The sequence below is a fragment of the Corallococcus sp. AB018 genome, from assembly GCF_003986945.1.
Lineage (GTDB): Bacteria > Myxococcota > Myxococcia > Myxococcales > Myxococcaceae > Corallococcus > Corallococcus exiguus.
This window is the reverse complement of the sequence record NZ_RAWR01000003.1, coordinates 83,157-108,082: the sequence shown is the minus strand read 5'-3', so window position 1 is coordinate 108,082 and position 24,926 is coordinate 83,157. Positions and strand designations below refer to the sequence as shown.

At 70.4% G+C, this 24,926-nt stretch carries 19 protein-coding genes and 1 pseudogene; 9 read left to right on the top strand and 11 right to left on the bottom strand.

Annotated elements, in window-relative coordinates; all coding sequences use genetic code 11:
* The coding region (locus D7Y11_RS01285) for a hypothetical protein (protein WP_126932823.1) at positions 1 to 718 on the top strand (718 nt) is incomplete at its 5' end.
* A 35-nt stretch (positions 719 to 753) separates the two neighbouring features.
* Positions 754 to 1,761 (top strand): NAD(P)H-dependent glycerol-3-phosphate dehydrogenase, encoded by a 1,008-nt coding sequence (locus D7Y11_RS01280; protein ID WP_120576868.1) that lies wholly within the window; start codon positions 754 to 756, stop codon positions 1,759 to 1,761.
* 33 nt (positions 1,762 to 1,794) lie between these two features.
* Here the strand turns inward: D7Y11_RS01280 and D7Y11_RS01275 are convergent.
* The 3 genes and pseudogenes from D7Y11_RS01275 to hflX form a co-directional block, all read right to left on the bottom strand.
* Positions 1,795 to 2,615 (bottom strand): annotated as a pseudogene (locus tag D7Y11_RS01275) (IS5 family transposase).
* Between the two features lie 45 nt (positions 2,616 to 2,660).
* Positions 2,661 to 3,122, bottom strand: coding sequence for a hypothetical protein (locus tag D7Y11_RS01270; RefSeq protein ID WP_233605040.1), 462 nt, complete (start codon positions 3,120 to 3,122; stop codon positions 2,661 to 2,663).
* Positions 3,123 to 3,172: 50 nt separating this feature from the next.
* On the bottom strand, positions 3,173 to 4,828 hold the full coding sequence (gene hflX / locus D7Y11_RS01265) for a GTPase HflX (RefSeq protein WP_199753673.1): 1,656 nt from the start codon (positions 4,826 to 4,828) through the stop codon (positions 3,173 to 3,175).
* A gap of 166 nt (positions 4,829 to 4,994) precedes the next feature.
* On the opposite strand from hflX, the gene proB reads away from it, so the two are divergent.
* Positions 4,995 to 6,119, top strand: a complete 1,125-nt coding sequence (gene proB, locus D7Y11_RS01260; RefSeq protein WP_126932821.1) for a glutamate 5-kinase — start codon at positions 4,995 to 4,997, stop codon at positions 6,117 to 6,119.
* Positions 6,120 to 6,141: 22 nt separating this feature from the next.
* On the opposite strand, the gene D7Y11_RS01255 is transcribed toward proB, so the two are convergent.
* On the bottom strand, positions 6,142 to 6,615 hold the full coding sequence (locus D7Y11_RS01255; protein ID WP_120576865.1) for a hypothetical protein: 474 nt from the start codon (positions 6,613 to 6,615) through the stop codon (positions 6,142 to 6,144).
* Between the two features lie 359 nt (positions 6,616 to 6,974).
* Here D7Y11_RS01255 and D7Y11_RS01250 point away from each other — a divergent pair, with 359 nt between their 5' ends.
* The 5 genes from D7Y11_RS01250 (at position 6,975) to acnA (ending at position 14,772) form a co-directional block, all read left to right on the top strand.
* Positions 6,975 to 8,000, top strand: a complete 1,026-nt coding sequence (locus D7Y11_RS01250; RefSeq protein ID WP_126932820.1) for a YafY family protein — start codon at positions 6,975 to 6,977, stop codon at positions 7,998 to 8,000.
* On the top strand, positions 7,997 to 8,926 hold the full coding sequence (locus tag D7Y11_RS01245; protein WP_120576863.1) for a YafY family protein: 930 nt from the start codon (positions 7,997 to 7,999) through the stop codon (positions 8,924 to 8,926). Before D7Y11_RS01250 ends, D7Y11_RS01245 begins: the two co-directional genes overlap by 4 nt.
* A 6-nt stretch (positions 8,927 to 8,932) precedes the next feature.
* A complete protein-coding gene (locus tag D7Y11_RS01240) occupies positions 8,933 to 10,552 on the top strand; it encodes an FHA domain-containing protein (RefSeq protein ID WP_121753732.1) in 1,620 nt (539 codons plus the stop codon).
* Between the two features lie 99 nt (positions 10,553 to 10,651).
* On the top strand, positions 10,652 to 11,911 hold the full coding sequence (locus D7Y11_RS01235; protein WP_126932819.1) for a phosphatidylserine/phosphatidylglycerophosphate/cardiolipin synthase family protein: 1,260 nt from the start codon (positions 10,652 to 10,654) through the stop codon (positions 11,909 to 11,911).
* 128 nt (positions 11,912 to 12,039) lie between these two features.
* Positions 12,040 to 14,772 (top strand): aconitate hydratase AcnA, encoded by a 2,733-nt coding sequence (gene acnA / locus D7Y11_RS01230; protein ID WP_121753730.1) that lies wholly within the window; start codon positions 12,040 to 12,042, stop codon positions 14,770 to 14,772.
* 78 nt (positions 14,773 to 14,850) lie between these two features.
* Here the strand turns inward: acnA and D7Y11_RS01225 are convergent, their stop codons facing one another.
* The 7 genes from D7Y11_RS01225 to D7Y11_RS01195 all read right to left on the bottom strand — a co-directional run bounded on the left by D7Y11_RS01225 (position 14,851) and on the right by D7Y11_RS01195 (position 23,289).
* Positions 14,851 to 15,273: an HD domain-containing protein gene (locus tag D7Y11_RS01225; RefSeq protein ID WP_120576859.1), complete on the bottom strand. Its 423-nt coding sequence runs from the start codon at positions 15,271 to 15,273 to the stop codon at positions 14,851 to 14,853.
* Between the two features lie 31 nt (positions 15,274 to 15,304).
* Positions 15,305 to 15,931 (bottom strand): hypothetical protein, encoded by a 627-nt coding sequence (locus tag D7Y11_RS01220; RefSeq protein ID WP_126932818.1) that lies wholly within the window; start codon positions 15,929 to 15,931, stop codon positions 15,305 to 15,307.
* 26 nt (positions 15,932 to 15,957) lie between these two features.
* Entirely contained in the window at positions 15,958 to 17,049 is a 1,092-nt protein-coding gene (locus D7Y11_RS01215) for a PilW family protein (protein WP_233607161.1), read from the bottom strand.
* Positions 17,050 to 17,057: 8 nt separating this feature from the next.
* Positions 17,058 to 17,657, bottom strand: a complete 600-nt coding sequence (locus D7Y11_RS01210) for a type II secretion system protein (protein ID WP_120576856.1) — start codon at positions 17,655 to 17,657, stop codon at positions 17,058 to 17,060.
* Positions 17,654 to 21,895, bottom strand: coding sequence for a hypothetical protein (locus tag D7Y11_RS01205; protein WP_126932816.1), 4,242 nt, complete (start codon positions 21,893 to 21,895; stop codon positions 17,654 to 17,656). The genes D7Y11_RS01210 and D7Y11_RS01205 overlap by 4 nt, the downstream gene beginning before the upstream one ends.
* Positions 21,896 to 22,101: 206 nt before the next feature.
* Positions 22,102 to 22,494, bottom strand: coding sequence for a peptide chain release factor-like protein (locus tag D7Y11_RS01200; RefSeq protein ID WP_120598980.1), 393 nt, complete (start codon positions 22,492 to 22,494; stop codon positions 22,102 to 22,104).
* Between the two features lie 84 nt (positions 22,495 to 22,578).
* Entirely contained in the window at positions 22,579 to 23,289 is a 711-nt protein-coding gene (locus tag D7Y11_RS01195) for a hypothetical protein (protein WP_126932815.1), read from the bottom strand.
* Positions 23,290 to 23,585: 296 nt separating this feature from the next.
* Between D7Y11_RS01195 and D7Y11_RS01190 the strand changes: the two genes are divergently transcribed.
* Positions 23,586 to 24,887 (top strand): VWA domain-containing protein, encoded by a 1,302-nt coding sequence (locus D7Y11_RS01190; protein ID WP_126932814.1) that lies wholly within the window; start codon positions 23,586 to 23,588, stop codon positions 24,885 to 24,887.
* Positions 24,888 to 24,926: the final 39 nt, after the last annotated feature.

Here is a 24,926-nt window from a genome sequence, read left to right as displayed (position 1 = left end):
CGCGCCGCCTCCGCCTCCGCCGCCCCGGGCCGCTCCGCCGCCACTCGCCGAGCCGCCATCCGCGCACCGTCGCGTCAAGGCTCCCCGTCCGCCGCCTCCACCCCAGGCCCCCAACCGCTACGGTCTCTACGGCGGCCGGTCGCTGGGCTCCGGACACGCGGGCGTGGGCATGGAGCTGGGCTTCCCCTTCGTGTCCGCGCGCGGCGTGTACGGTGTGCTGGAGCACCTGGACCTGGGGCTGGGCGTGGACACCGTCTACGGCCTGATGACCGAGCTGCGCGCCAGCGTCCGCTTCACCCTCCTGGACAGCGACAACGTCAGCCTCGCCTTCGTGGTGGACGGCGGCCACGCGTTCTTCCTGCGTCCCCCGGACACCGAGGACAAGGGCGCGCGCTACCTGAGCGGCCGGCGCGAATGGAACGTGGCCCCGGGGCTGGTGGCGTCCTTCCAGGGCGACAGCCCGCGCGCGTGGCGGCCGTACCTGGATGTCCGCGCACTGATGGCCTTCGACATGGATCCCATCCAGAAGGATCCGCTGTCCGGTGTGCCGCCCGCGTGGAAGCTGGATGCGTCCGTCCTCGTCCGGCTGGGCGCGGAGTTTCCCGTGGGTGAGAAGACGTCCTACGCTGTCTCGTTCGGTGGCGACTTCCGCAGCCGCTCCTCGGACGCGGAGTTCATGCCCACGCTGTCCGTGGGCGTGGTGTCCACGCTGTTCTGAAATCCCCCTTCCCCCTCTCGACCCGAGGTCAGCTCATGCGCGGCAGTGTCATCGGTGCAGGTTCGTTCGGAACGGCGCTCGCCAACGTGCTCGCGGTGAATTGCGACGAAGTCCGTCTGTGGGGCCGTGAGCCCTCCACCGTGGAGGCCATCAACACCCGCCACGAGAACGCCACCTACCTCAAGGGCATCCCCCTCTCCGAGCGCGTGCGCGCGACCACGGACCTGGAGGAGGCGCTGGCCGGCTCGGAGATGGTGGTGCTCGCCACGCCCAGCCACGCCACCCGTGAGGTGCTCGCGCGCGCCAAGGACTTCCTGCCCAAGAGCGTGCCGCTCGTCACGGTGTCCAAGGGCATCGAGAACGGCACGCTGCTCACCATGACGGAGCTGCTGGAGGACTGTCTGCCGGAGGAGTTCCACCCGTACGTCGCGGTGCTCTCCGGCCCCAGCTTCGCCAAGGAGCTGGCCCGTCGCATGCCCACGGTGGTGACCATCGCGGCGCACTGGGACAAGGTGGCCCAGCGCTGTCAGAAGGCGCTCCAGACGGACACCTTCCGCTCGTACACGTCCACGGACGTGGTGGGCGTGCAGTACGGCGGCGCGCTGAAGAACGTCATCGCCATCGCCGCGGGCATGGCGGACGGCCTGGGCATGGGCCACAACGCGCGGGCCGCTATCATCACGCGTGGCCTGGCGGAGATTACGCGGCTCGCGGTGCGCAAGGGCGCCAACCCGCTGACGCTCTCCGGCCTGTCCGGCATGGGCGACCTGGTGCTCACCTGCACGGGCGAGCTCAGCCGCAACCGCCACGTGGGCATGGAGCTGGGCAAGGGCCGCAAGCTGCCGGACATCCTCGCGGAGATGAAGGAGGTCGCCGAGGGCGTGAAGACCGCCAAGAGCGCGCGCGACCTGTCCCTCAAGACGGGCGTGGAGTTGCCCATCTGCGAGCAGGTCTACCTCATCGCCTATGAGGGCAAGAACGCCAAGATGGCCGTCGTGGACCTGATGACGCGCCAGCCGAAGTCGGAGCTGTCCGGCGTCTGAAGACGCCGCGAGGCGCTAGGGCGTGTCCGCAAATTAGAGCCAGAGGCGGATGGAAGCGATATGGACCATCGCCAGATAGTTGGCGGCGCGCTTCTCATAGCGCGTCGCCACCCGCCGGTTCTGCTTCAAGCGATTGAAGAGACACTCCACCCGGCAGCGCTTGCGGTAGGCCGCGCGCCGGAAGGTGCGCTGCCGGGGCTGGTCCGAGCGAGTGGGGATGATGGCGTGCACCCCATGCTCGCGGCACCAGGCGCGGAGGCTGGGGTAGCTGTAGCCTTTGTCCGCCGCGAGGGCGTCGGGCAAGCGGCGTGGCGCACCCGGCGAGTGCGCGCGCGGCACGCTGCCACCCGCCATCAGCGCCTCAAAGGCCTGCGTCTCATGGCGCTGGCCTGCCGTCAGCTCGAAGACGAGCGGCCGCCCCTGGCCCTCCGCCCGGACGTGCAGCTTGGTTGAAAAGCCTCCCTGGCTGCGGCCCAGCGCTTCGGCCTCCCCCCTTTTACCGGCGTGCCGCGTGCGCCGGCTGCGTGCTGGTGGGCGCGAATGACGCTGGCGTCCAGGAAGTGCAGCGTCCAGTCCAGGTGCTCATCCTCGTGCGCTTCGGCCTGCAACTGCCGCAGCACTCGCGCCCAGATGCCTGCCTCCTGCCAGCGGTAGAATCGGCTGCTGAGCGTCTTCCAACTGCCGAACTGCTCCCGAGGCATGTCGCGCCAGGGCGCTCCGGTGCGCAGCACCCAGAGGATTCCGTCGAGCACTTCGCGGTGGTCCTTGTTCGGTCGGCCCCGCGCGGGTTTCTGGGGCGGCAGCAGTCCTGCCAGCCGCTCCCATTGGGCGTCCGTCAGCTCTCCTCGGCTCATGCCCTCCTAACACCCAGCTCCCCTCGAACTATTTGCGGACACGTCCTAGTAGCGGCGCGGCTTCGCTTCGGGGCCCGCGCCGCGCACGCGCCACACGGTGAGCCGCTCCGAGTTCGTGTGGCTGAGCACAAGCCCTTCCGTCTGCATCTCCTCTAGCAGGCGGTTCGTCTTGAGCCGGTCCAACCCGATGGTGCGGCCCAGCATGTCGCCGGGCATGCCGCTGATGTTGCTGCGCAGCTGGTTGATGATGGCGCGCTTGAACTCGTTCTTCTGCAGGCCGTCGATGTCCTGCGTTCTCCACGCGGACAGGATGCCCCAGCCGATGAGCAGCAGCGTCACCACGGCGATGACCGGGTAGACGATGTGGCTGTTCTTCTCGAGCAGCTCGATGTAGCCGGTGGTGATGGACGAGACGGGCCGGTCGTAGTCCGGCCCGGAGTCCTGTCCGGGCAGGCCTTCGATTTGGGCCGTCAACAAAGGGATGAGCAGTTTCAGCGCGGGAGCCAAGGCCCCCCGACTCTACGGGGAGGGCCCCCGCGCCGACAACCCGCCCACCGTCAGACGACGCCGATGGACTCGGACGCACCCTCGGCGAACAGGGTGATGTCCGCCTTGGCCAGGAGCGTGGACAGGCCCTCGCGCTTCACCGCGCTGATGGCCACGCCGCCCAGGGAGCGCAAGAGCGACTCCACCTCGTCCGCGGACAGCTGGTCCGCCTTGTTCCACACCATCAGGCGCGGCTTCTCCATCAAACCCAGCGAGGCGAGGATCTTCTCCACCGCCTCCACCTGGTCGTCGCGCGCCGGGTCGCTCGCGTCCACCACGTGCAACAGGAGGCTTGCGTCGTACAGCTCCTCCAGCGTGGCGCGGAAGGCCGCCACCAGGTCCTTGGGCAGGTCCCGGATGAAGCCCACCGTGTCGGTGATGATGACCTCGCGCTCCTGCGGGAAGCGCAGCCGCCGGCTCGTGGGGTCCAGCGTGGCGAACAGCTTGTCCTCCGCCAGCACCTCCGCGTTGGTGATGGCGTTGAGCAGCGTGGACTTGCCCGCGTTGGTGTAGCCCACGATGGAGATGACCGGCACCTCGCGCCGGTTGCGCTGCGCCCGGCGGACGCTGCGCTCGCGGCTGATGACGTCGATGCGGCGCTCCAGGTTGGTGATGCGCTCGCGCACGCGGCGACGGTCGATTTCGAGCTTCGTCTCACCCGGGCCGCGGCCGCCCACGCCACCGCCCATGAGGCGGCTGAGCGAGTCATCCCCCTGCACCAGCCGGGGCAGCCGGTACTTCAGCTGCGCCAGCTCCACCTGCAGCTTGCCCTCGGCCGTCTGCGCGCGCTGGGCGAAGATGTCCAGGATGAGCTGCGTGCGGTCCAGGATTTTGAGGCTCGTCGCATCTCCGATGTGGCGGCCCTGCGACGGGGTGAGGTCCTTGTCGAAGATGAGCAGGTCCACCATGGACTGCATGGAGCGCAGGTTCAGGTCCTCCAGCTTGCCCCGGCCGATGAGGTAGCGCGGATCCGCTTCGCGCTTCATCTGGAGCACGCTGTCCACCACCTCCACGCCCGCGGTGCGCGCCAGCTCCTTCAGCTCCGCGAGTGAGGACTCCGCCCGGGCGCGGTTGCCGTCCAGGCACACCGCCACCAGGATGGCGCGCTCCTTCCCGGACACCGTGCGCGCGGCGGCCTTGCGGTTGAACTCCTCCTCCAGCGCGTCCAGCGTGGACAGCAGGTCCGGCTGATCCACGTGCACGGAGGGCAGGGTGGACACGTGCCAGAACTCGCCCGCGCCGTTCTCCGGCACCAGGTAGGCCCAGTGCAGCACGCCGGGCAGGCCTTCGTTGCCCACGCCCACGGCCGCCACGCAGTCCAGGCGCAGGAGCGCGAGGTCCGTGAGGTCGTCCTTCGTCAGGGGTTCGCTCTTCAGGTGCGTGTGCACCAGCCGCAGGCCACGCAGACGGATTTGTCCGGCGCGCGCACGGCCGATGTCCGGCAGCTCCAGCTTGTGCGCGTTGCCCACCACGACGTGCTCGATGTCGCCCTTGCGGTTGATGAGGACGCCCACCTGACGGTTGAGCTCGTGCGACAGCTCGGTGAGGTGGCGGGCAAGCTCCGCGGACACGATTTCGCGCGGATCCACGCGGCGGCGGAAGGTGTTGCGCAGCCGCTGCTGCTCGCTCGACTTCAGGCCCAGGGTGTTGCCGAAGATTTCCTTCAAACCGTTTCTCCTGGCGCGGACATCGAACGACCCGCGCTGCATTCAAGGCATTGGATGGACTGGGGCCACCCGCGTTTCATGACAAAGCCCCCCAGCCGGTGTGTCTCGCAGCCTGGTGAACAACCGGCCACGCGCGTCCTTTCCCGTTCCAGCCTACGCTGCCCCTGTGACTGATTCCGCACGCAACGCCTTGCGCGGGGCCCGCCGCGTGGTGGTGAAGATTGGGACCAACGCGCTGACGAGCGCCACGGGCCGCTTCAACCGTGCCCACTTCGACGCGCTGGGGCAGGACCTGCTGTGGGCCGCCGGGGGCCGGGAGCTGGTGGTGGTGTCCAGCGGCGCCATCGCGCTGGGCATGGAGCGGCTGGGGCTGCCCGCGCGCCCCCGGGACATCCCAGGCAAGCAGGCGTGCGCGGCGGTGGGGCAGAGCCGCCTGATGCAGGCGTACGAGGAGGCGTTCGGTCACGCGGCCCGGACGGTGGCCCAGGTGCTGCTCACCCACGAGGACGTGCAGGAGCGCCGCCGCTACCTCAACGTGAAGCACACGCTGGAGCGCCTGCTGGCCGCGGGCGTGGTGCCGGTCATCAACGAGAACGACACCGTGTCCGTGGACGAGCTGAAGTTCGGCGACAACGACACGCTGGCGAGCCTGGTGGCCGGCGTGGTGGAGGCGGACGCGCTGGTCCTCCTGTCGGACGTGGAGGGCCTCTACACCGCCGACCCGCGCAAGGACGCCGAAGCCCGCCTGATGCCCGCCGTGCCGCGCGTCACCGCGGACGTGCTGGCCCTGGCTGGCGACGCCAGCAGCGAGGTGGGCACGGGAGGCATGGCGTCCAAGGTGCGCGCCGCCGCTCGCGCCGCGGAGCTGGGCATCCCCTGCGTCATCACCTCCGGCGCGGTGCCCGGCCGCCTGCGTGGCGTGCTCCAGGGGGACGCCGTGGGCACGCTCTTCGAGCCCGCCGGACGCCGCAGCGCGCGCACCGCGTGGATCGCCCACGCGCTCCGGCCCCGGGGCCGGCTGGTGGTGGACGCGGGCGCGAAGGAGGCCATCGTCACCGGCAAGCGCAGCCTGCTGCCCAGCGGCGTGACGGGCGTGGAGGGGGACTTCGGCCGGGGAGACCCGGTGGACCTGACGGACTCGGCCGGGACGGTGTTCGCGCGGGGCCTGTCCACCTACGACGCCAACGAACTCAGGCGCATCGCCGGGCGGCGGAGCACGGACATCGAGGCGGTGCTGGGCTACCGCTACCTGGATGAAGCGGTGCACCGCGACGACCTGGCGGTGCTGTAGCCGCGGTCCACGCAAAGGCCGCCTAGATGGAGCAGGAGACGGACTTCACCGTGCCGGTCGCCGGCTCCGTCAGGCGCATCAGCGCGCGGAACTCCGGGGAGTCCACCTTCATCAGGAGCAGCGAAACCTCCAGCTCCCCAGGCACCCGGCCCAGCTGGAGCTTGCGCTCCTGGCCGTGCAGCAGGGCGAGCTGCGAGTGGCCTTCCCCTTCCGGCAGGGACAGGTCCACCTGGAGCTGGAACGAGTCGCCCTCGCCCTTGGGCGTGAGCACCAGCCGGTAGTCCGGCACGGTCGCGCCCGGACGGCGGCGCTCGGCGCGAAGGGTGCGGCCCGCTTCACCCAGCAGCTTGGGCTGGGCGATCAGCCGGCCGTCGCGCCGGACCTCCAGCGCGAAGTAGAGCGGTTCGGAGCGGGCGTGCGCCGGGGCGGAGACGAAGGCCAGCAGCACCAGCGCCAGCCCGGGAAGCCACTTCTTCAGCAGGGAGGTGCGGTCCATGGTCGAGCCCTCGTCAAAGCATCGGTCCGCCGCGTCGGCCCCACGGCAGCCAGCAAAGCCTCCAGGAGGCCCGCTGTCGCTTCTCACCCAAATCGACAATGGCCAAGGAATAACCCAGACGCGCCCCGAGTGCGAGCCCCACACCCGGGGTTGTCTGCTGGCTTGCGGACGAAACGAGGGGTACATGATGGTACCTGCTTGCCTGTTCAGGTTGGGGCGGCTATCCCCCCTTGGACGGAGCCAGTGCCCTCCGCTGTTCCCTTTCTGTTCGTTTCCAGGCCTGCCCCTTTCTCCCACCCCGGAAGTCCCCGGTCTCTTGATCTCCCGGGTCCTGTCCGCCATGGTCACCGATCACCTGAATGGACCGCACGGAACGCATCCTTGATCTCGTGGCACTGTTGCTCGACGCGCGGGAACCCATCTCGTGGGCCGAGCTGCGTGAGCACTTCCCCGCTGACTACGGTGGCTCGGATGATGCCGCGGAGCGCAAATTCGAGCGCGACAAGGCGGAGCTCGTCGAGCTGGGCTTCCCGCTGAGCTACGTGCAGGGGGACGACGAGCGGCGCGACGGCTACCTCGTCGACCGCAACGTCTACTACCTGCCGGAGGCGGACCTCACGAAGGAGGAGCTGGCCGTGCTCTACGCCGCCGGGTCCGCCGCGCTGGCGTCCGGCGCGTTCCCCGGCCGCGACGACCTGGCTCACGCGCTGCGCAAAATCGGCTTCTTCGCCGGCGAATCCCTGCCCACCCCGCGTGTGCGCATGGAGCTGGGCACCGGCCAGCAGGGCCAGGAGAAGGAGGTCTCCGCCCGCCTGGAGCAGCTCTGGGATGCGTGCTCCGCCCACAAGTGGGTGCAGCTGACCTACGGCAGCCCCCGCAAGGACGGCGTCACGGAGCGGCGCGTGGACCCGTACGGCCTGGCGCTGCGGCGCGGCGTGTGGACGCTGGTGGGCTACTGCCACCTGCGCCAGGGCCTGCGCACCTTCCATGTCCACCGCATCCGCGAGCTGAAGGTGAACACCGCCCGGCCGCGCACGCCGGACTTCGAGGTGCCGGCGGACTTCTCGCTGGACGCCCACGTGGCGTACTTCCCCTGGCAGTACCGCTTCCATGAACCGCTGGAGGTGACGCTCCAGCTGACGGGGACGCAGGCCTCGCGCGCGGGCTCGCTGTTCCCGGGCGCGGCGTTGGAGCCGGTGTCGGAGGGCGTGGTGCGGGCCCGCTTCCCGGTGACGTTCCTGGACGGGCTGACGCGCTTCGTCCTGTCGCTGGGGCAGGACTGCCGTGTGGAGGGGCCTCCGGAGGCGCGCGAGCGCCTGGAGCGGATGGCCGCGAACATCCTGGCGAAGCACGCGCCGGTGGAAGGTCAGCGGGTGAGCGCATGAGCAACGTCCATGAGCGGCTGCGCCGCCTGCTGTTCCTCGTCCCCTACGTTTCGAAGCACCCCGGCGTCACCGTGGAGGCCCTGGCCAAGGCCCTCAACATCAGCCGCGAGGACCTGCTGGAGGAACTGGACCTGCTCACCTGCGTGGGCCGGCCGCCCTTCAACCCGGACGACTACATCGACATCTACGTGGACAACGACCGCGTCTACGTGGACCTGGATCAGCGCCTGTTCGCGCCGCCCCGGCTGACCGCGGGCGAGGCCGCCGCCCTGGCCGCCGCGGCGGAGCTGTTGCGCCCGGCCACCGGCGACGCGCTCCAGAGCGCCCTCACCAAGCTGGAGAACATCATCCCGCCCGCCGCCCGCGAGCGCTTCCGGGACATGTACCGGAAGATCGACGCCTCCGCGGACGCGCCCCCGGCGCTGGGGCCCATCACCCGGGCCATTCTGGAGCGGCTGGAGGTGACGTTCGGCTACGCCAGCCCCGGCCGCCCGGCGGAACCGCGCCGGGTCCGCCCCTACGAGCTGCTCAGCCACCGGGGCCAGTGGTACCTCCAGGGCTTCTGCCACACCCGCCAGGACGCACGCCTGTTCCGGTTGGACCGCATGGAGGACCTGGCCGTCACCACCACGGCCTTCCAGCCCCCGCCGGACGCCCGCGCGGACGTGCCCAACCCGGCCCGCGGCGCCAGCGAGGCCTCCGTCCGGGTGCGCTTCACCCCCACGGCGGCACCCTACGTGAAGGAGCGCTTCGGCCAGGACGCCCGCCCGCTTGCTGACGGAGGGGTGGAGGTGCGGGTGGCCGGAGACAGTGAGCGCTGGCTCACGCAGTGGGTGCTATCCTTCGGTGGAGAGGCGGAAGTGCTGGAGCCGGCGAGCGCGCGCGCCGCCGTTGCCCGAGCCGTACATGCCTCGATAGGCTCCTAGGACGACATGGCCTTCCAACTGACGATCTCCGAGGGAAAAGACGCCGGCAAGGAGTTCGTCTTCGACCAGGACTCCGTGCTCATCGGGCGCACCTCCGAGTGCGACGTGGTGCTGTACGACCCTGGTATCTCCCGCCGCCACTGCCGCATCTTCCAGGACGGAGGCGGCTACGCGGTGGAGGACCAGAAGAGCGCCAACGGGACGCTCATCAACGGCGCGGCCGTGCAGAAGCAGACGCTGACGGACGGCGACACGCTCACGCTGGGCCCGGTGACGTTCCTCTTCGCGATCGCCGCGGAGGAAGCGACCACCGGCGAGGACGAGAAGCCCGCGGAGGACGGCGCCAACAGCACGCGCATCGTCTCCATCGACTCCTTGCGCAAGCAGCGCAACAAGAAGGCCGCCGCCTCGCTCGTGCCGGAGGGCGCGGACGAGGAGGACCTGCAGGGCATCCGGGCGGAGTCCACGCGCATGAACATGCGCGCCATCCGCCGGCCCACCTCCAACGCCCAGCGCGCCGTACCGCAGGAGCCGCCTCCGCAAGAGGACGCCCCGGCGGCCATCGAAAAGCCCGCTCCCGCGCCCCCGCCCGCGCGCCGCACCGGTTCCCAGTCCTCCCGCGCCGTGGCCCGCACGCCCCGCGCCGGTGGCGCCAGCAGCAGCAGTGGCGGTGGTGGCCTGTCCGCCGCCGAGCGCGCCCGCATCCGCCGTGAGACGCCGGGCCTGGTGGCCAACCTGCGCCTGTTCTGGGCGGAGGCGAGCTCCAAGGTCCGCGCGGGCGTGATGGCCGGCGGCGGCGTGGTGGTGCTGGGCCTCTTCGCCCTCATGTACTGGCTGGTGCTGGGCGGCGACACCCAGGTGCAGAAGGGCGAGGAGCCCGTGCGCCTGTCCAACCAGCCCATCACGGACTCGTTCGGCCTGGGCGACGGCGTCACCTGGAACCGGCCGGACATGAAGGTCTTCGAGTGGGAGTTCGTCGCCGCGACGCGCGCGGTGGTCATCCTCCACTACCAGGCCCAGGGCATCTCCAAGGACGAGGTGGTGGTGAGCGTCAACGGCGTGGACGTGGGCAAGGTGCCCCCGGACACGCTGGCCAGCCAGGAGCGCTCGCTGGAGCTGATGATTCCGCCCCAGCAGCTGCGCAAGGGCGAGCCCAACCGCATCATCTTCGACAACACCCGCAACCCGCCGGGCGAGGACACCTGGCGCGTGTGGAACGTCTGGGTGGAGCGCGCGCTGCTGCCGGAGCAGCTGTCCACGCAGCAACTGGTGCAGACGGCCAACGAGTCCTTCAAGAAGGGCCGCAAGAACTTCGACACGCCGGACATCGGCGCGCGCAACCGCTACGAGGCGTGGAAGTCCTTTCGCGAGGCGTGGCTGATGCTGGAGGCCCACCCGGACCCCAAGCCGGACCTCTACTTCGAGGCGCAGGAGTTCATGAAGCGCGCCCAGCAGGAGTTGGATCGCACCTGCTCCAAGCTGCTGCTGGAGGTGGAGGGCTACTACAACCAGGGCCACTTCAAGCAGGCCGCCTCCACGCTGGACCACATGCGCGAGTACTTCCCCGAGTACGACCAGCCGTGCGCCACGCGCGCGGAGAACAAGCGCGTCGAGTTCGGCCTGTAGCGAGCCGTCGTCTACTGGACGGTGCAACCCCGCCAGGGAGGCGGGCGGGGCCCGTCCGGGTTGCCGGTCCCTCCCTCCGTTCCCACCCTGAGTGGGGTGATGCGTGAGCTGGCGGGGGAGGACGGGCGGACGGAGGGATTGGTTCCAGCGGCGCGCTCGCCGGGACCGGTGCCGGAGCATGGCCCGGTGTGGAGCGCCGGGGTGTCGCGGCGCCTGCTCGCCCGGTACTACCTGCCGCGGCGCCACACCACCCTCCAGGGCAATGCGTGCCGGCTCCTGCGCGACGGCGTGGAGGCCTACCCGGAGATGCTGGAGGCCATCCGCCGGGCGCGCCGCTCCATCCGCCTGGAGACGTACATGTTCGTCACCGACGCGGTGGGCGAGCTCTTCGGCCAGGCGCTGGCGGAGGCCGCCGAGCGCGGCGTGCACGTGAAGGTGCTCTACGACGCGGTGGGCTCGTGGACCAGCCGTAGGAGCTTCTTCGAGGGCCTGCGCCAGCGCGGCGTGGACGTGCGGGCCTTCAAACCCTTCAGCCTCCAGCGCGGGCTGCGACACCTGCTGCGCCGGGACCACCGCAAGATTCTGGTGGTGGACGGCACGGTGGCCTTCACGGGCGGGGTGAACATCGCGGCGCACTGGGCCCCGGAGGGGCAGGGCGTGGCGTGGCGCGACGACGTGCTGCGGATTGAAGGCCCCGCGGTGCATGAGCTGGAGCGGCGCTTCCTGGCCACGTGGCGGATGATGTTCCGCGACCGCCTGAGCCGGCTGCGCCGGCGGATCCGCGGCGGGGCCCAGGCGCTGGAGGCCCGCCCCCAGAAGGGCGACGTGGGACTGGCGGTGCTGTCCAGCCGCCGCAGCATCCACCGCGCGTACCTGCACGCCATCCAGCGCGCGCGGGCCAGCGTGCTCATCGCCGCGGGCTACTTCGTGCCGGACCGGCGCATGGTGGCCGCGCTCAAGGACGCGGCGAAGCGGGGCGTGGAGGTGAGCCTGCTGCTCAACGGGGGCAAGAGCGACCACCCGTTCCTCGAGCATGCGACGCGCGCCTTCTACGAGCCGCTGATGGACGCCGGCATCCGCATCTTCGAGTGGCGCCGGGGCGTGCTGCACGCCAAGACAGCCGTGGTGGACGGCGTGTGGGGCACCATCGGGTCGTTCAACCTGGAGCGGTTGTCACTGGCCTTCAACCACGAGGTCAACGCCGTCTTCGCGGACCCCCGGCTGGGTCGCGACCTGGAGGACTCGTTCCGCCTGGATTGCGGCAACTGTCGCGAGGTGGACCTGGCCGTCTTCCGCCGCCGTCCCCTCTGGCAGAAGGCCGTGGAGCGGGTGCTGTACTTCTTCCGCAAGGTGCTCTGAGCGGGGCTGTAAGCCCGGGGTCGGAACCAACCGTCCACCGCCTTCAACGCAGTGCAGGAACCCTTTGCATGCCGGGGGGGACACGCCTAGAAGTTGCGTCATTCCGGCACGGAAGGACGGCAACGCACATGACGGACAGTTTCGGCACCAAGGCCCAGCTCAAGGTGGGCTCGGCGACCTACGACTATTTCAGCCTGGCCACGCTGGCGAAGGCCCACCCGGCGGTCAACCGCCTCCCGTTCTCGCTGAAGGTGCTGCTGGAGAACCTGCTGCGCAACGAGGACGGCCGCGTCGTCAAGCGCGAGCACATCGAGAAGATGCTCGCCTGGGACCCCAAGGCGGCCCCGGAGACGGAGATCTCCTTCCACCCCGCGCGCGTGCTGCTCCAGGACTTCACCGGCGTGCCCGCCGTCGTGGACATGGCCGCCATGCGCGAGGCGCTCGCCGCCATGGGCGGTGATCCCGCGAAAATCAATCCGCGCAACCCGGCGGACCTGGTCATCGACCACTCGGTGCAGATTGATTCGTTCGCCACCACCGCGGCCTTCAAGGAGAACGCGGAGCTGGAGTTCGAGCGCAACCGCGAGCGCTACGCCTTCCTGCGCTGGGGCCAGAGCGCGTTCAAGGGCTTTGGCGTGGTGCCGCCGGACATCGGCATCTGCCACCAGGTGAACCTGGAGTTCCTGGCGCAGGTGACGTTCCGCCAGGGCAGCACCGTGTACCCGGACACGCTGGTGGGCACGGACAGCCACACCACGATGATCAACGGCCTGGGCGTGGTGGGCTGGGGCGTGGGCGGCATCGAGGCGGAGGCGGCGCTGCTGGGACAGCCCATCACGATGCTGATTCCGCAGGTGGTGGGCTTCAAGCTCACCGGCAAGCTGCCCGCGGGCGCCACGGCCACGGACCTGGTGCTCACCGTCACGCAGATGCTTCGCAAGAAGGGCGTCGTCGGCAAGTTCGTGGAGTTCTACGGCGAGGGCCTGAAGGCGCTGTCGCTGCCGGACCGCGCCACCATCGCGAACATGGCCCCGGAGTACGGCGCCACCATCGGCTTCTTCCCGGTGGACGAGGAGAGCTGCAACTACCTGCGCTTCACCGGCCGCCCGGATGACGTGGTGGCGCTGACGGAGGCGTACGCGAAGGAGCAGGGCCTGTGGCTCAACGCCGGCGCCCAGGAGCCCCTCTTCAGCGACACGCTGGGGCTGGACCTGGCCGCCGTGGTGCCCAGCCTGGCGGGCCCCAAGCGTCCGCAGGACCGCGTGCCCCTGAAGGACATGAAGGCCGGGTACGAGGCGTCGCTCGTGGAGATGCTGTCCGCCGGCAAGAGCAAGGGCGAGGACGACGAGGGTCCCAAGGGCGCGAAGGCCCCCGCGGCCCCGGTGGCCCCGGAGCGGCTGGCCCAGTCCGTCACCGTGAAGGCGGGCAAGCAGAGCTACCAGGTGGGCCATGGCGCGGTGGTCATCGCGTCCATCACCTCCTGCACCAACACGTCCAACCCGGCCGTGCTGGTGGCCGCGGGCATCCTGGCGAAGAATGCCGTGGAGAAGGGCCTCAAGCCGCAGCCCTGGGTGAAGACGTCCCTGGCCCCGGGCAGCCGCGTGGTGACCGAATACCTGCGCGACGCGGGCCTGCTGCCCTACCTGGAGGCCGTGGGCTTCCACGTCGTGGGCTACGGCTGCACCACCTGCATCGGCAACTCCGGCCCGCTGCCGGAGTCCGTGTCCAACGCGGTGGTGGAGGGCGACCTGGTGGTGGCGGCGGTGCTGTCCGGCAACCGCAACTTCGAGGGCCGCATCAACCCGCACGTGCGCATGAACTACCTGGCGAGCCCCCCGCTCGTGGTGGCGTACGCGCTGGCCGGTGAAGTGGGCCGCGACCTGGACAACGAGCCGCTGGGCACGGACCCCAACGGCCGCCCGGTGTTCCTCAAGGACATCTGGCCGTCCAACGAGGAGATCAAGGAGACCATCCGCACGGCCGTGAAGCCGGAGCAGTTCCGCAGCCAGTACGCGAACGCCATGGAAGGCGACACGCTCTGGCAGCAGCTGCCGGTGGGCAAGGGCTCCACGTTCAAGTGGGATGAGAAGTCCACCTACGTGCGCAAGCCGCCCTTCTTCGAGAACCTCCCGAAGGAGCCCAAGGCCGTGCAGGACATCAAGGGCGCGCGCGTGCTGGCGCTCCTGGGTGACTCCGTCACGACGGACCACATCTCCCCGGCGGGCAACATCGCCAAGACGAGCCCCGCGGCGAAGTACCTCATGGCGGAGGGCGTGGAGCCCAAGGACTTCAACTCCTACGGCGCGCGCCGCGGCAACCACGAGGTGATGGTGCGCGGCACCTTCGCCAACATCCGCTTGAGGAACCTCCTGGTCCCGGGCGTGGAGGGCGGCGTCACGGTGCACATCCCCACGCGTGAGCGGATGAGCATCTACGACGCGTCCATGAAGTACCAGGCGGACAACATCCCGCTCGTGGTGCTGGCCGGCGCCGAGTACGGCACGGGCTCCAGCCGCGACTGGGCGGCCAAGGGCACGCAGCTGTTGGGCGTGAAGGCCGTCATCGCGAAGAGCTTCGAGCGCATCCACCGCTCCAACCTCGTGGGCATGGGCGTGCTGCCCCTTCAGTTCGAGGCGGGCCAGGACGCGCAGTCGCTGGGCCTCACCGGCCACGAGACGTTCGAAATCACCGGCGTCGCGGACGGCCTCTCGCCGCAGAAGAAGCTCACCGTGAAGGCCGTTGGTGAGAAGGGCCCCATCGAGTTCACCGCGGTGTGCCGCATCGACACGCCCAACGAGCTCGACTACTACCGCAACGGCGGCATCCTCCAGTACGTGCTGCGGCAGCTCGCCAAGGCGTAGCGGACAGCACCCGCTGGTTTCGCGGCCCGGCCGCCCTCGCTTCTCGGGAGGGTCGCCGGGCCGTCGTCTTTCTGGCGGCTACTCCGCGCGCAGGCGCGTCCAGGCGGCCACGTAGCGCGACAGGCGCTCGGCGTCCTTCGGCGTCACGTCCTTCAGGCGGCGCACGTCCATGTTGTCCTCCAGGTCCGCCAGCTTCACGCGGCGGGCCAGGGGGTGGGGACGCAGCCGTTCGATGAAGGCCTCGTAGCTTTCGCCCTCGCGCTTCGTCAGGCAGTCCAGGGCGGACAGCACGTCCTCCGGGTAGCCCATGCCGCGCAGGCGCTCCAGCGTGTACGGCGTGTCCTCCACCACGTCGTGGAGGATGGCCACGGTGCGCTCCGCGTCGGAGGCGAGGCGCAGCATCACCCGCATGGGGTGGAGGATGTAGGGCTGTCCTGCCTTGTCGCGCTGACCCTGGTGCGCGGCCACCGCCAGGGCGATGGCGTCTTCGAGCGTGGGCATGGGCGGAAGCTTCTCACGCCCCGCGGACGGCTCAATGGTTGAGGTTGCCGGAGCCCGTGCCGCCCGCCGTCTGCGCCGTGTAGGCGTGGCCGCCGCCGTTGTACTGGAGGATGCCCTCCACGGCGAGCGCGCTGGGGTCCTGCTGGTTGTTGCCACCCCGGCGCGGAATCAGCGTCTCGCTGATGCAGATGGCGCCCACCACCACCTGTTGATCATTGTCGCGGTTCCACTCCGGGGCGAGCGGTTTGAACTCGTCCTCGTTGTCCCGGATGTAGAGGTACACGTCGTCCTTGCCGTCGCCGTCCAGGTCCGCGAACAGCGCGGGGTTGACCGTCTTGATGGCCGCGCGGCCGGCGGCGGTGCGCGGGTTGGCGGGCGCGGTGTTGGTGGGCGAGGCGATGGGGTCGTAGGCGTCCGGCGTGCTCAGGAAGGTGTTCCACTGGGCGTAGTTGCGGCCGAAGTAGCCGCGCGCCAGTTGCAGGCCGCTCTCCGCGCAGCCCTGACGCTGGCCCGCGCGGCTGGACGTCACGGCGCGCGTGCGCTCGCTGCTGGCGTAGGACATCACGCCCGCCACCAGGCCCAGGAGCACGGTGACGAGCAGCACGACGAGCAGCAGCGTGGCGCCGCGGGGGGAACGGGACGAAGCGCGTGGGGACATGGCGGAGGGCCTCACGGAGGATGGACTCACAGGCTGGCGGCGGCCAGGTTGGGCAGCTCCGCCCGGCGGGAGAAGAGGCTGCGGAAGTATCCGTCCGCGGGGGCCGCGGGCGGGGTGTGGTTCTCCACCGCGATGGGCAGGTCCTCGGTCAGGACGTCCTTGTTCTGCGTGTCGCGCCGGGGCGAGCGGCCGGTGGCCACCACGCTGATGCGCACCGAGCGCAGGCCCGGCGTGTACTCGGGCCTGAGGCCGTTCTGGAAGTCGTAGCGGGTGGGGTCGCCCGTGTTGGTGGCGTCGATGCCGAACGTCACCTGGAAGTCCTCCACGTAGTCCTGCACCACCACCGGGTCGGCCATGTCCACGAAGGGGCGCCCGGACACGTCGCTGCCGGGGATGCCCTCCGCGCGCATCAGCGCCTTGCGGCCGTTGTTCGCGTTCGTGCCGATGAAGAAGTGCAGGAGCCGCACGGGGTACACCAGGTCGCCCTTCTGGAAGCCGCCCTTGTGGGGCGCGTTGGAGAAGCCCGACACGCCGGTCTCCAGGTAGTTCACCGTGGCCGTGGGCGGGCTGCTCGTCACCGACGTCTGGGTGAGCAGCGCGGCGCTCTTCATGTTGCTGGCCACCAGCATGGGATTGGCGGGCGCGGTGCCGGAGAGCGTGCCCGCGCAGTTGACCTCCAGGGCGCCGGTGCCCGGCTTCACCACCGTCATCGCCGCGCCCGGCGCGCAGTCGCGGCCCAGGTAGTTGCGGTCCGGCACCACCAGCCACAGGTCGTCGCTGCCGTTCGTGCCCGGCGCGTTGCCGGTCGTGGTGGCGGCGAGCACGCCCGTGCCCGCGCCATCCCCGCCGAAGACGGAGTTGATGCGCAGGGGCGTGCCGCCGGACACCACCCAGAGGCCCTCGGACATGCCCGCGCCGGCCTGGCGCACCGCCGACAGCAGCGTTTCGCCCGCGAGCCGCGCGTGGTCGTGGCTGTCCGCCACATGCTCCGTGTTGTGCACCACGCGCCCGCCCGCCAGCAGCAGCGCCGTGGCCGCCGCCAGGACGATGGCCGTGAGCGTCGCGGCCACCATTATCTCCAGCAGCGTCATGCCGCGTGCATTCGTCCGGAACTTCAACCGGCTCCTCATTGGACGAAGACCTCGCTGTGCACGATGGCGCGGTCCAGGCTGTCGCCCTTGCGGTACGCGCGCGTCCAGAAGGTGAAGGGCAGCGCCCCGGCGGGCACCATTGCCTGGGCCGCGGGCGGCAGGTCCTTGGGCAGCCCCTGCGTCACCAGGACCTCGCGGCAGTAGACGTCTCGGGGCAGCACCGTGTCCGGGGTGACGGTGGTGCAGGGCGTGCCGGCGGGCACGTCCAGCGCGGGCTCCACCTGGCCCGTGGGGCGCACGCGGAAGTAGGCGCCGGTGCCGATGTCGCCGGTCTGCGGCGTGCTGGGGTCCAGCACCCAGGGCGCCGTGGCCAGCGCCACGTCCGCGGGGAAGAGCGCGGGCCGGGGGATGGCCTGGTTGGCCAGCTCCATCTTGGACGCGAGCCACAGCCGCTGCACGCGCGCCTCCAGCAGCATGCGCCGGCCCTGGAGCACCTGGCCGTCCTTCACGTCGCGGGTGGCGGCCACCATGCCCATCACCGCGCCCACGGCGGCCAGCGCCAGGACGCACGTGGCGATGAGCACCTCCAACAGGCTGCTGCCGCGCCGGGCGGCGGAAGAGGGAAGGGCTCTCATTCGAGGAACCTCTGGCTCCAGTTGAGGAGCTGGTAGAGCACGCCGTTGTTGCCGTCCACGGAGTCCTTCGCGTTGGGGCTGGAGGCTCCGGTGTTGGTCGCGTTGTCGATGCGCGTGACGCGCAGGGCGCTCACCTCCGCGCCCACCACGAAGTCCGTGGACGCGCCGCCGCTGTCGCGGTGGTAGACGGCCACGCCGCCGTAGTTGGCCAGCGTCGCGCCGCTCATGGGCTGGATGCCCGCCTGCGTGGTCGCTGTATTGCCCAGGTCGATGCTGTAGGTGTGGCCGCCAACGGACGCGCTCAGCAGCATGGGGTCGTTCACGGACTCCTCCGCGGTGCTGAAGTACGCGGTGCGCCCGGCGATGGTGATGTTGCCGTAGACGTGCTCGGGCGCCGGGAAGATGAGCGGGAAGGGCGCGGGCTCCTGGAGCACGCCGAAGGTGTTCGCCTCCGTGTGGGCCAGGTTCGCGTTGATGGGCGAGCCGTCCAGCCGATAGCCGTCCGTGCCCAGGGGCAGCCGGAGGCCCGCGTCCAGGAGCAGCGCGTGGAAGCGGCCGCCCACCGTGTCCGGCACCCAGTCCATGCCGGCGGTGCCCACCAGGGCCACCACCTTGCCCTTGTACTGGCTGAAGGCGGAGGCGTTCGCCGCGTCGAGCGGAATGCGCGCCAGGCCCACGTTGGTGCTGATGGGCTGGCTGGTGACGGGCAGCCCGCCAATGTTCATCGCCGTGTACTTGCAGGGCGCGGCTTCCGAGCACGCGGGGCCCATGCGCGCCACGTTGATGTTCACGCCGGTGGACGCGTCCAGCTCCCAGAGCTTGCCCTCCATGTCGCCCACGTAGAGGCGCGCGGCGCCGCTCGAGTCCTGCGACACGGTGGGCGCGGCGGGCGCGCTGTTGTCCACGCTGCTGGTATAGGCCTGCTGCCACTGCCACAGCTTCTGGCCGGTGGCCACGTCGATGGCGAACACCTGCACGCCCTTGGCGGGAGAGCCGGGCGAGCCCGGCACCGGCAGCGCGCCGGAGCTGCTGGAGGCGACGAAGACGGCGTACACGGGCTCCATGCCCAGACGGCCCACGCCCACGGACAGCCCGCGCGAGCCACCCAGGCCGCTGTAGTCATAGAGGCCGCTCGGCTGACGGCCCGGGTCCGCGCGCGGCGGCAGCAGGAAGAGGCTCGAGTCCTCGTCCCAGGTGTACGTCCAATCCATGCCGCCCTGGCCCTTGTCCGCCAGCGCCACCGCGGAGTTCGGCGCGCTGGAGGTGGCGTAGTGGCTGCCCACCAGGTGCCACAGCAGCACGGGCTTGAGCGGGTTGGTGACATCCAGCGCGAACAGGTCGCGCCCCGTCTGGCCCACGTTGGCGACGAGCACGGTGTGCCATTCGCGGCGGCCGGTGCCCACGAAGTCCGCGAACACGTCGAAGACGGCGGGCGCGCTGTTCACCCGCGCGGTGTTGTTGCGCAGGCCCGCCAGCTGCGTGGCCGGCAGGAAGCTCCAGAGCTCCGTGCCCGGCGGGGGCGTGGTGCCGGAGCGGAAGCGCTGGGCGAAGTCCGTCTTGAAGCGCGCGCTCGCGTCCGGGTTGGGGAAGTTCAGGCTCTGCGCGGGGCCGTCATAGCGCGCGCCGCCGGAGACGTAGAACGCGTGCACCTGACCGTCCAGGCCCGCCGCGTAGGCCACCGTGGGGCGGGCGGCGGTGGTGTCCTGGATGAGGGGGCTGGCCGTCACCACCACGGGCGACGAGTGGATGAAGCCGCCCAGGTGCGCCTTGTTGTCCGCGTCCTCGTTGTTGCACTGGGTGACGGAGGGCTCGAGGATGGGCGTCTCGCCGGCGCCGTCGTTGCCGGACACCGTGGCGTAGCAGTAGCCGCGCACCCGCTGGAGCATCATCGCCACCGCGTTGAAGTCCACGCCCAGCTGCAGCTTGTTGATGACCTCGTTGGCGACGCCGAAGTCCGCCCCGGCCAGCTGCGGCGAGTACTGCGTCGCCTGCTGCAGGTCACAGATTCCGTCCGGGCCCTTCACGAAGTCGTAGCGGAAGCTGCCGTCGCGCTCCGTGGCGCGGCCGAGCTTCAGCTCGTCCACGCAGCCGGTGTTGGGGACCGAGCCGTAGTTGCGGTTGATGCGCGTGCCGGAGACCTCCTCCGGCTTCCAGCCCACCTGCATCACCCCGTGCGGCGCGGTGCGGCCGGCGGCCAGCGTCGGGTTCACCGTCACCTCGCCGCCGAAGTAGGTGAAGAGGTTGCGGTCGCCGGGCGCGGGCAGGCGCGCGTCCGCGTTCCACAGCGTTCCGTCAGACAGCGAGTTCTCCCCCGTGGACAGCGCATCCCCGCCAATGAGCGAGTGCGCGCGCAGCGTGCCCGGGTAGTAGGGGAACACCCAGTGCGAGCCCTGCGCGGGCGTGTACGTGTCCGCGCCGGGCGGGTAGCCCGTCACGGCGTTGTAGGAGGTCTTGAACAGCAGGGCGCGCGAGCCGTTGGTGTCGCTGCCGTTGGTGTCGTCCAGCGCGACGGGCGCGGACACGGTGCGCTCACTCTGCAGCGGTTCGTTTCCCAGGTTGAGCAGCGTGTTGAGCACGATGCGCGTACCCGCGACGCTGTCCTTGAAGTCATGGCCCGCCAGATAGACGATGGTCGCCTTCTGCGGATCATTGTCCTTCTGGTTGAAGGAGAAGAAGTCGTTGCCGCGAAGGGCGTTCGCCGCCACGTGCGTGGGGTTGTCGTACTGGTTGCCCGCGGCGTAGTTCACCCAGCTCACCGCCAGCCGCCGCACGCCGTTCTTGAAGGTCGTCCGGTAGTTCTCTGTCTCGCCCGCCACGTTGTTGAAGCGGAAGTCACCCAGCTGGGAGAAGGGGTCGCCCGGGTTGGGGTAGATGATGCAGGCGGGCCGGGGCGAGGACTCGTTCATGTAGTCCGGGTCCGTGCAGTTGCGGCCGTCCCAGTTCTTGCCGCTGTTGCCCAGCTTGTTCTTCTCGAAGTTGACGTCGCCCTGGAAGCGCGTGGAAGGCACCAGCCCTCCGCCCACCTTGTCGGTGTGCTCGTAGGACCAGATGCTGGTGCACTCGGCGAACAGGCCGTTGCCGCGCTGGTTGGTGAAGTGGGCGATGTTGTTGAGGACGTTCTCCGCCTGGTTGCCGGCGCCGTCGCCGTTGGACTGGTACGCGGGGCGGGTGCTGTCGCCAATCTGCCAGTGCGGCGCCCAGAACACGCGGTAGCGCGGGCGCTGGGTGACGGGGTCCACGGCGTTGAGCAGGCCGTTGGGGAACGCCGTGGTGGAGATGAGGTCCGCGTTGGCGTGGAGCGCGTCGTAGATGAGGCCGGGCTGTCCGCCGTTGAGGGTGCAGCCGCTGGTGGTGCCCTGCGGGCAGCCGCCCGCGCCGTTGAAGTCCAGGCCCGCGTTGCGCAGGTAGTCGTCCAGCATGCCGCCCTTCACGAACGACTTGTCCACCGCGTTGTCGTCGTCCAGGTCCAGCAGGGCGATCTTCGGGGGCACGCGGTTCAACCGCCGGCCAATGGGCGCGTTGAACTCGATGGTGGCCTGGTGCATGCGCACGTAGAAGCAGCCGATGCCGTTGCTGAAGCTGTTGCAGCTGCACGTCGTGCGGAACTTCTTCGGCGCGTCCGCTCCGGCGGAGGAGTTCAGGAAGTCGAGCGCGTTCTTCGCGTCCTTCGCGTCGATGATGAACGCGCCGCCCATGTACTGGACGTCGCGGAAGCCGCTGGCGGTGCTGAGCGTGGTGGCCGTGAAGTTCGGCCGCGCCTGGGCGGGGTTGGTGGTGAAGTTGTCGATGTTCGCTTCGGGGAACAGGCCGCTCGGGGGCAGCGCCTGCAGGGGCGGCACCGGCACGACGGGCGCCGCGTCCGCGCGGGAGATGTGGAAGTCACAGCCGTCATTCCAACTGGGGTCGTTCCACTGGCCGTTGTGCGGCAGGGGCGGCAGGTGCTTGTTGGTGGGCACGCAGCGGTTGGGAGACCGCTTCGTGTCATCAATGGCCAGGTACACCGTCACCGGGTGGTTGGCGTTGAAGCCGCCCGCCTCGTTGGACTGCAACAGGCGCCACACCAGGCCGTAGGCCGACAGGCTTCCACAGCCCTGCTGGAAGGTGGCCTGCTCCGGGATGATGAGCGCGCCCTGGCTGAAGGTGACGATGTCCGTCGCGGACGCCGGCAGCGCCGTCAGCAGCGCCAGGCCCAGCAGGATTCGCCGCGCCGCGGAAATTCTGGGGGTGATGGGGGCCAAGGGTTCACCGGGGGTTGGAGGCCAACTGACCCCCTCGGGGTCGGAGGTCACCCCTGGCCTGTGCACACCGTATGCCCCGGCGTGGGAGGGCTCCCGTGCGGGGGGAGCCTTGGAAAGAAACCGTGTGGCTGTGAGTGGGCGACCTCAGCGGCTACGCAAAGCTTGCGAGGTCCGCACGTCGTGCATAGCGGCGGAGGCCGGGTCGCCTAATCCGCGACCTTGCCGCCCCGGCCGGCCTTCTTCTCGGAGGTGCGCTTCTTGTCCTCCAGGCGCCGTCGCTTGGAGCCCAGGGTGGGGCGGGTGGCCTTGCGGACCTTGGGGACGAAGGTGAGGGCCTGCAGGCCGGCGCGCAGGCGGCGCACGGCGGCGTCCTTGTTCTGGGACTGGCTGCGGCGCTCGGTGGCGGTGACGGACAGCTCCGTGGGCGGGTGGGAGAGGCGCACGCCGCTGGCGGTGGTGTTGCGGTGCTGTCCGCCGGGTCCGGAGGCGATGAAGAACTCCACGTCGCAGACCTTCAGCAGGGCCTCGTCATCCAGGGAGAGGGCCTCCCGGGCGGCCTGGCGTCGAGCGGGTGCGATGGGGGTGGTCGGCGGCGTCATGGCGGTCCTCAAGTTAGCGCCGCGGAGACGCCGCTGGTACCCCGCGCCTGACACCGGGCGGCGCGGGGCGCCTTGAAGGCCTGCTCAGGTGTTGTTCAGGTTGAAGGTGAAGCCCGTCTTGGCGGCGCGCCCGCTCTCGTCGGTGGCCACGAACTTCACCACGTAGGGCAGGGCGGAGAGCGACCGGTCCGTGGTGACGCGCACCTGCGCGGTCGTCTCGCCCGGGGCCAGGGTGACGGGGTCGGCGCCCAGCCGCGTCGTGCCCGGGGTTTCCAGCGTGAGGGTGAGCGCGCCGGTGAAGCCCTCCGCGCGCGTCACCGTCACCGTCACCTGGGCGGACTGGCCGGGCGTCACGTTCACCTGGCGGGGCTCCACGGCGAGGGCGAAGTCCGGCTGGGGCTCGGGCGGCGCCAGGATGACCAGGGAGATGTTGCCCCGGGCGGTGACGTTGTTGGCCGGGTCTTCCGCGATGAGCTGCAGCGCGTTCACGCCGTAGCTCGTGACGCTGTTGGACACCGAGATGGTGGCGGTGGTGCTGACGAGGGTCTCCCCCTCCGGCAGGGAGAACGCCGGGCCGAAGGTGACGCCCTCGGGAGAGATCGCCGCGCTCACGCGCACCTCACCCAGGTTGTCCGCGATGCGCTGGATGGCGATGTCATAGGGGACGGAGTCGCCGGGCGCGGCGGTGACGGTGTCCGCGCCTCCCCAATCCAGGTGGTAGTAGGGCGTGTTGCCGCCGCAGCCCAGGGCCAGCGCGCAGGCGAGGACGGCGAGACGGGGGAGGGAACGCGGCATGGGAGGGCTCCAGGGGTGGCGAAGCAGGGTTGAGCATGGGGCCGGGGCGCGAGGGCCCGCAAGCGTCCCCGGGGAAGGCGGGCGTCAGCGGAACAACGAACAGGCGGCGAGATAAGTCCCGACGTGGGCCTCCAGCGACCGCGCGCAGCCGCCGCCCAGACGCGCACGGACCCGGGGCGTAACGCCCGTTCCGGAGGGGTGCAATCGGGTGCGTAGAACTTCCGGCGGGCCTGTCCGTTACAGGAGCAGGCGGCGCGAACGTGCCCGCCCCGCGCAGTCCCCAGGAGCCCACACCCATGAACCTGAAGCCCCTCTCGCGGGCCGTCCTGACGGCCGCGCTCGCCACCGGTCTGTCCGCCACCTCCGCCTGGGCCGTCACGCCCGCCAGCACTCCGGCCACCACCACCGCGAAGCCCGCGGCCGAGAAGCCCGCGACCGTCAAGCCCACGAAGCCCACGGACACGCCGGTCACCGGACCGCAGGCGCCCACGGGGCAGGGCGCGCAGGCGCAGGGCCAGGACGCGCAGGTCCAGCCGCAGGGGGCGCGGCCTGAAATCGAAGTGGCGTTCGTGCTGGATACGACGGGGTCGATGGGCGGCCTGCTGGAGGGCGCCAAGCAGAAGATCTTCTCCATCGCGTCGCGCATCGCGAAGGGCAAGCCCACGCCGCACCTGAAGGTGGCGCTGGTGGCGTACCGCGACCAGGGGGACGCGTACGTGACGAAGCGCTTCGACCTGAGCGACGACATGGACTCCATGTTCGCGGAGCTGCGCAAGCTGGACGCGAACGGGGGCGGGGACTTCCCCGAGCACGTGGGTCGCGGCCTGGGCGAGGCGGTGTCGCTGCTCAAGTGGAGCCAGGACCGAGAGGTGATGAAGGTCATCTTCCTGGTGGGCGACGCGCCCCCCGCCCAGCGCGAGGCCGCCTGGGACTTCAAGCTCTGGTCCAAGCGCGCGAAGGAGCGCCACATCGTGGTGAACACGGTGCGCTGCGGCGCGGACTCCTCCACCGAGGAGTCCTGGCGCTACGTGGCGAAGCTGACGGACGGCACCTTCGACTCCATCGACGCGGCGGGCGGCATGGTGGCGGTGGCCACGCCCTTTGACGCGGAGCTGTCGCGGGTGAACGCGGAGCTGGCGTCGAAGACGCTCTACGGTGGCCGCGCGGAGGCCCAGGCCGTGAACCGCGCCCGCGCGGAGGCGACCAAGAGCATGGCCGCGGAGGCCGTCGCGGACCGCATCAGCTTCATGAAGGAGAGCCGGGGGGCAGGGAAGAGCGCCGCCAGCGCCGGGGCGGTGAGCAGCGCGCCCGCGGCCGTCGCGGGCGGCGTGGACCTGCTGGAGAAGCCGACCGCGCTCGGCACCCTCAAGGACGACGAGCTGCCCCAGGAGCTCAAGGGCCTCAAGAAGGAGGAGCAGGCCGCGAAGGTGAAGCAGCTGTCCGCCGAGCGCAAGGTGCTGGAGGAGAAGGTCGCGAAGCTCGCCACCGAGCGCGACCAGTGGCTCACGAAGAACGCCCCCACCAAGGAGGACGCCTTCGACGCCAACGTGATGAAGAGCGTGAAGAAGCAGGCCGCGAGTTTCGGCGTCACGTACTGAGTGACGCCCTGCCGGGCGGGGCCCACCCAGGCCCCGCCC

What these genes read in the sequence shown, in the direction of transcription:
- D7Y11_RS01200 (WP_120598980.1), bottom strand. Translation starts at nt 22,494, where the DNA reads ATGACGCCGCCGACCACCCCCATCGCACCCGCTCGACGCCAGGCCGCC.
- acnA (WP_121753730.1), top strand. Translation starts at nt 12,040, where the DNA reads ATGACGGACAGTTTCGGCACCAAGGCCCAGCTCAAGGTGGGCTCGGCG.
- D7Y11_RS01195 (WP_126932815.1), bottom strand. Translation starts at nt 23,289, where the DNA reads ATGCCGCGTTCCCTCCCCCGTCTCGCCGTCCTCGCCTGCGCGCTGGCC.
- D7Y11_RS01240 (WP_121753732.1), top strand. Translation starts at nt 8,933, where the DNA reads ATGGCCTTCCAACTGACGATCTCCGAGGGAAAAGACGCCGGCAAGGAG.
- D7Y11_RS01210 (WP_120576856.1), bottom strand. Translation starts at nt 17,657, where the DNA reads ATGAGAGCCCTTCCCTCTTCCGCCGCCCGGCGCGGCAGCAGCCTGTTG.
- D7Y11_RS01225 (WP_120576859.1), bottom strand. Translation starts at nt 15,273, where the DNA reads ATGCCCACGCTCGAAGACGCCATCGCCCTGGCGGTGGCCGCGCACCAG.
- D7Y11_RS01245 (WP_120576863.1), top strand. Translation starts at nt 7,997, where the DNA reads ATGAGCAACGTCCATGAGCGGCTGCGCCGCCTGCTGTTCCTCGTCCCC.
- D7Y11_RS01235 (WP_126932819.1), top strand. Translation starts at nt 10,652, where the DNA reads ATGCGTGAGCTGGCGGGGGAGGACGGGCGGACGGAGGGATTGGTTCCA.
- D7Y11_RS01190 (WP_126932814.1), top strand. Translation starts at nt 23,586, where the DNA reads ATGAACCTGAAGCCCCTCTCGCGGGCCGTCCTGACGGCCGCGCTCGCC.
- D7Y11_RS01280 (WP_120576868.1), top strand. Translation starts at nt 754, where the DNA reads ATGCGCGGCAGTGTCATCGGTGCAGGTTCGTTCGGAACGGCGCTCGCC.
- D7Y11_RS01220 (WP_126932818.1), bottom strand. Translation starts at nt 15,931, where the DNA reads ATGTCCCCACGCGCTTCGTCCCGTTCCCCCCGCGGCGCCACGCTGCTG.
- D7Y11_RS01255 (WP_120576865.1), bottom strand. Translation starts at nt 6,615, where the DNA reads ATGGACCGCACCTCCCTGCTGAAGAAGTGGCTTCCCGGGCTGGCGCTG.
- D7Y11_RS01250 (WP_126932820.1), top strand. Translation starts at nt 6,975, where the DNA reads ATGGACCGCACGGAACGCATCCTTGATCTCGTGGCACTGTTGCTCGAC.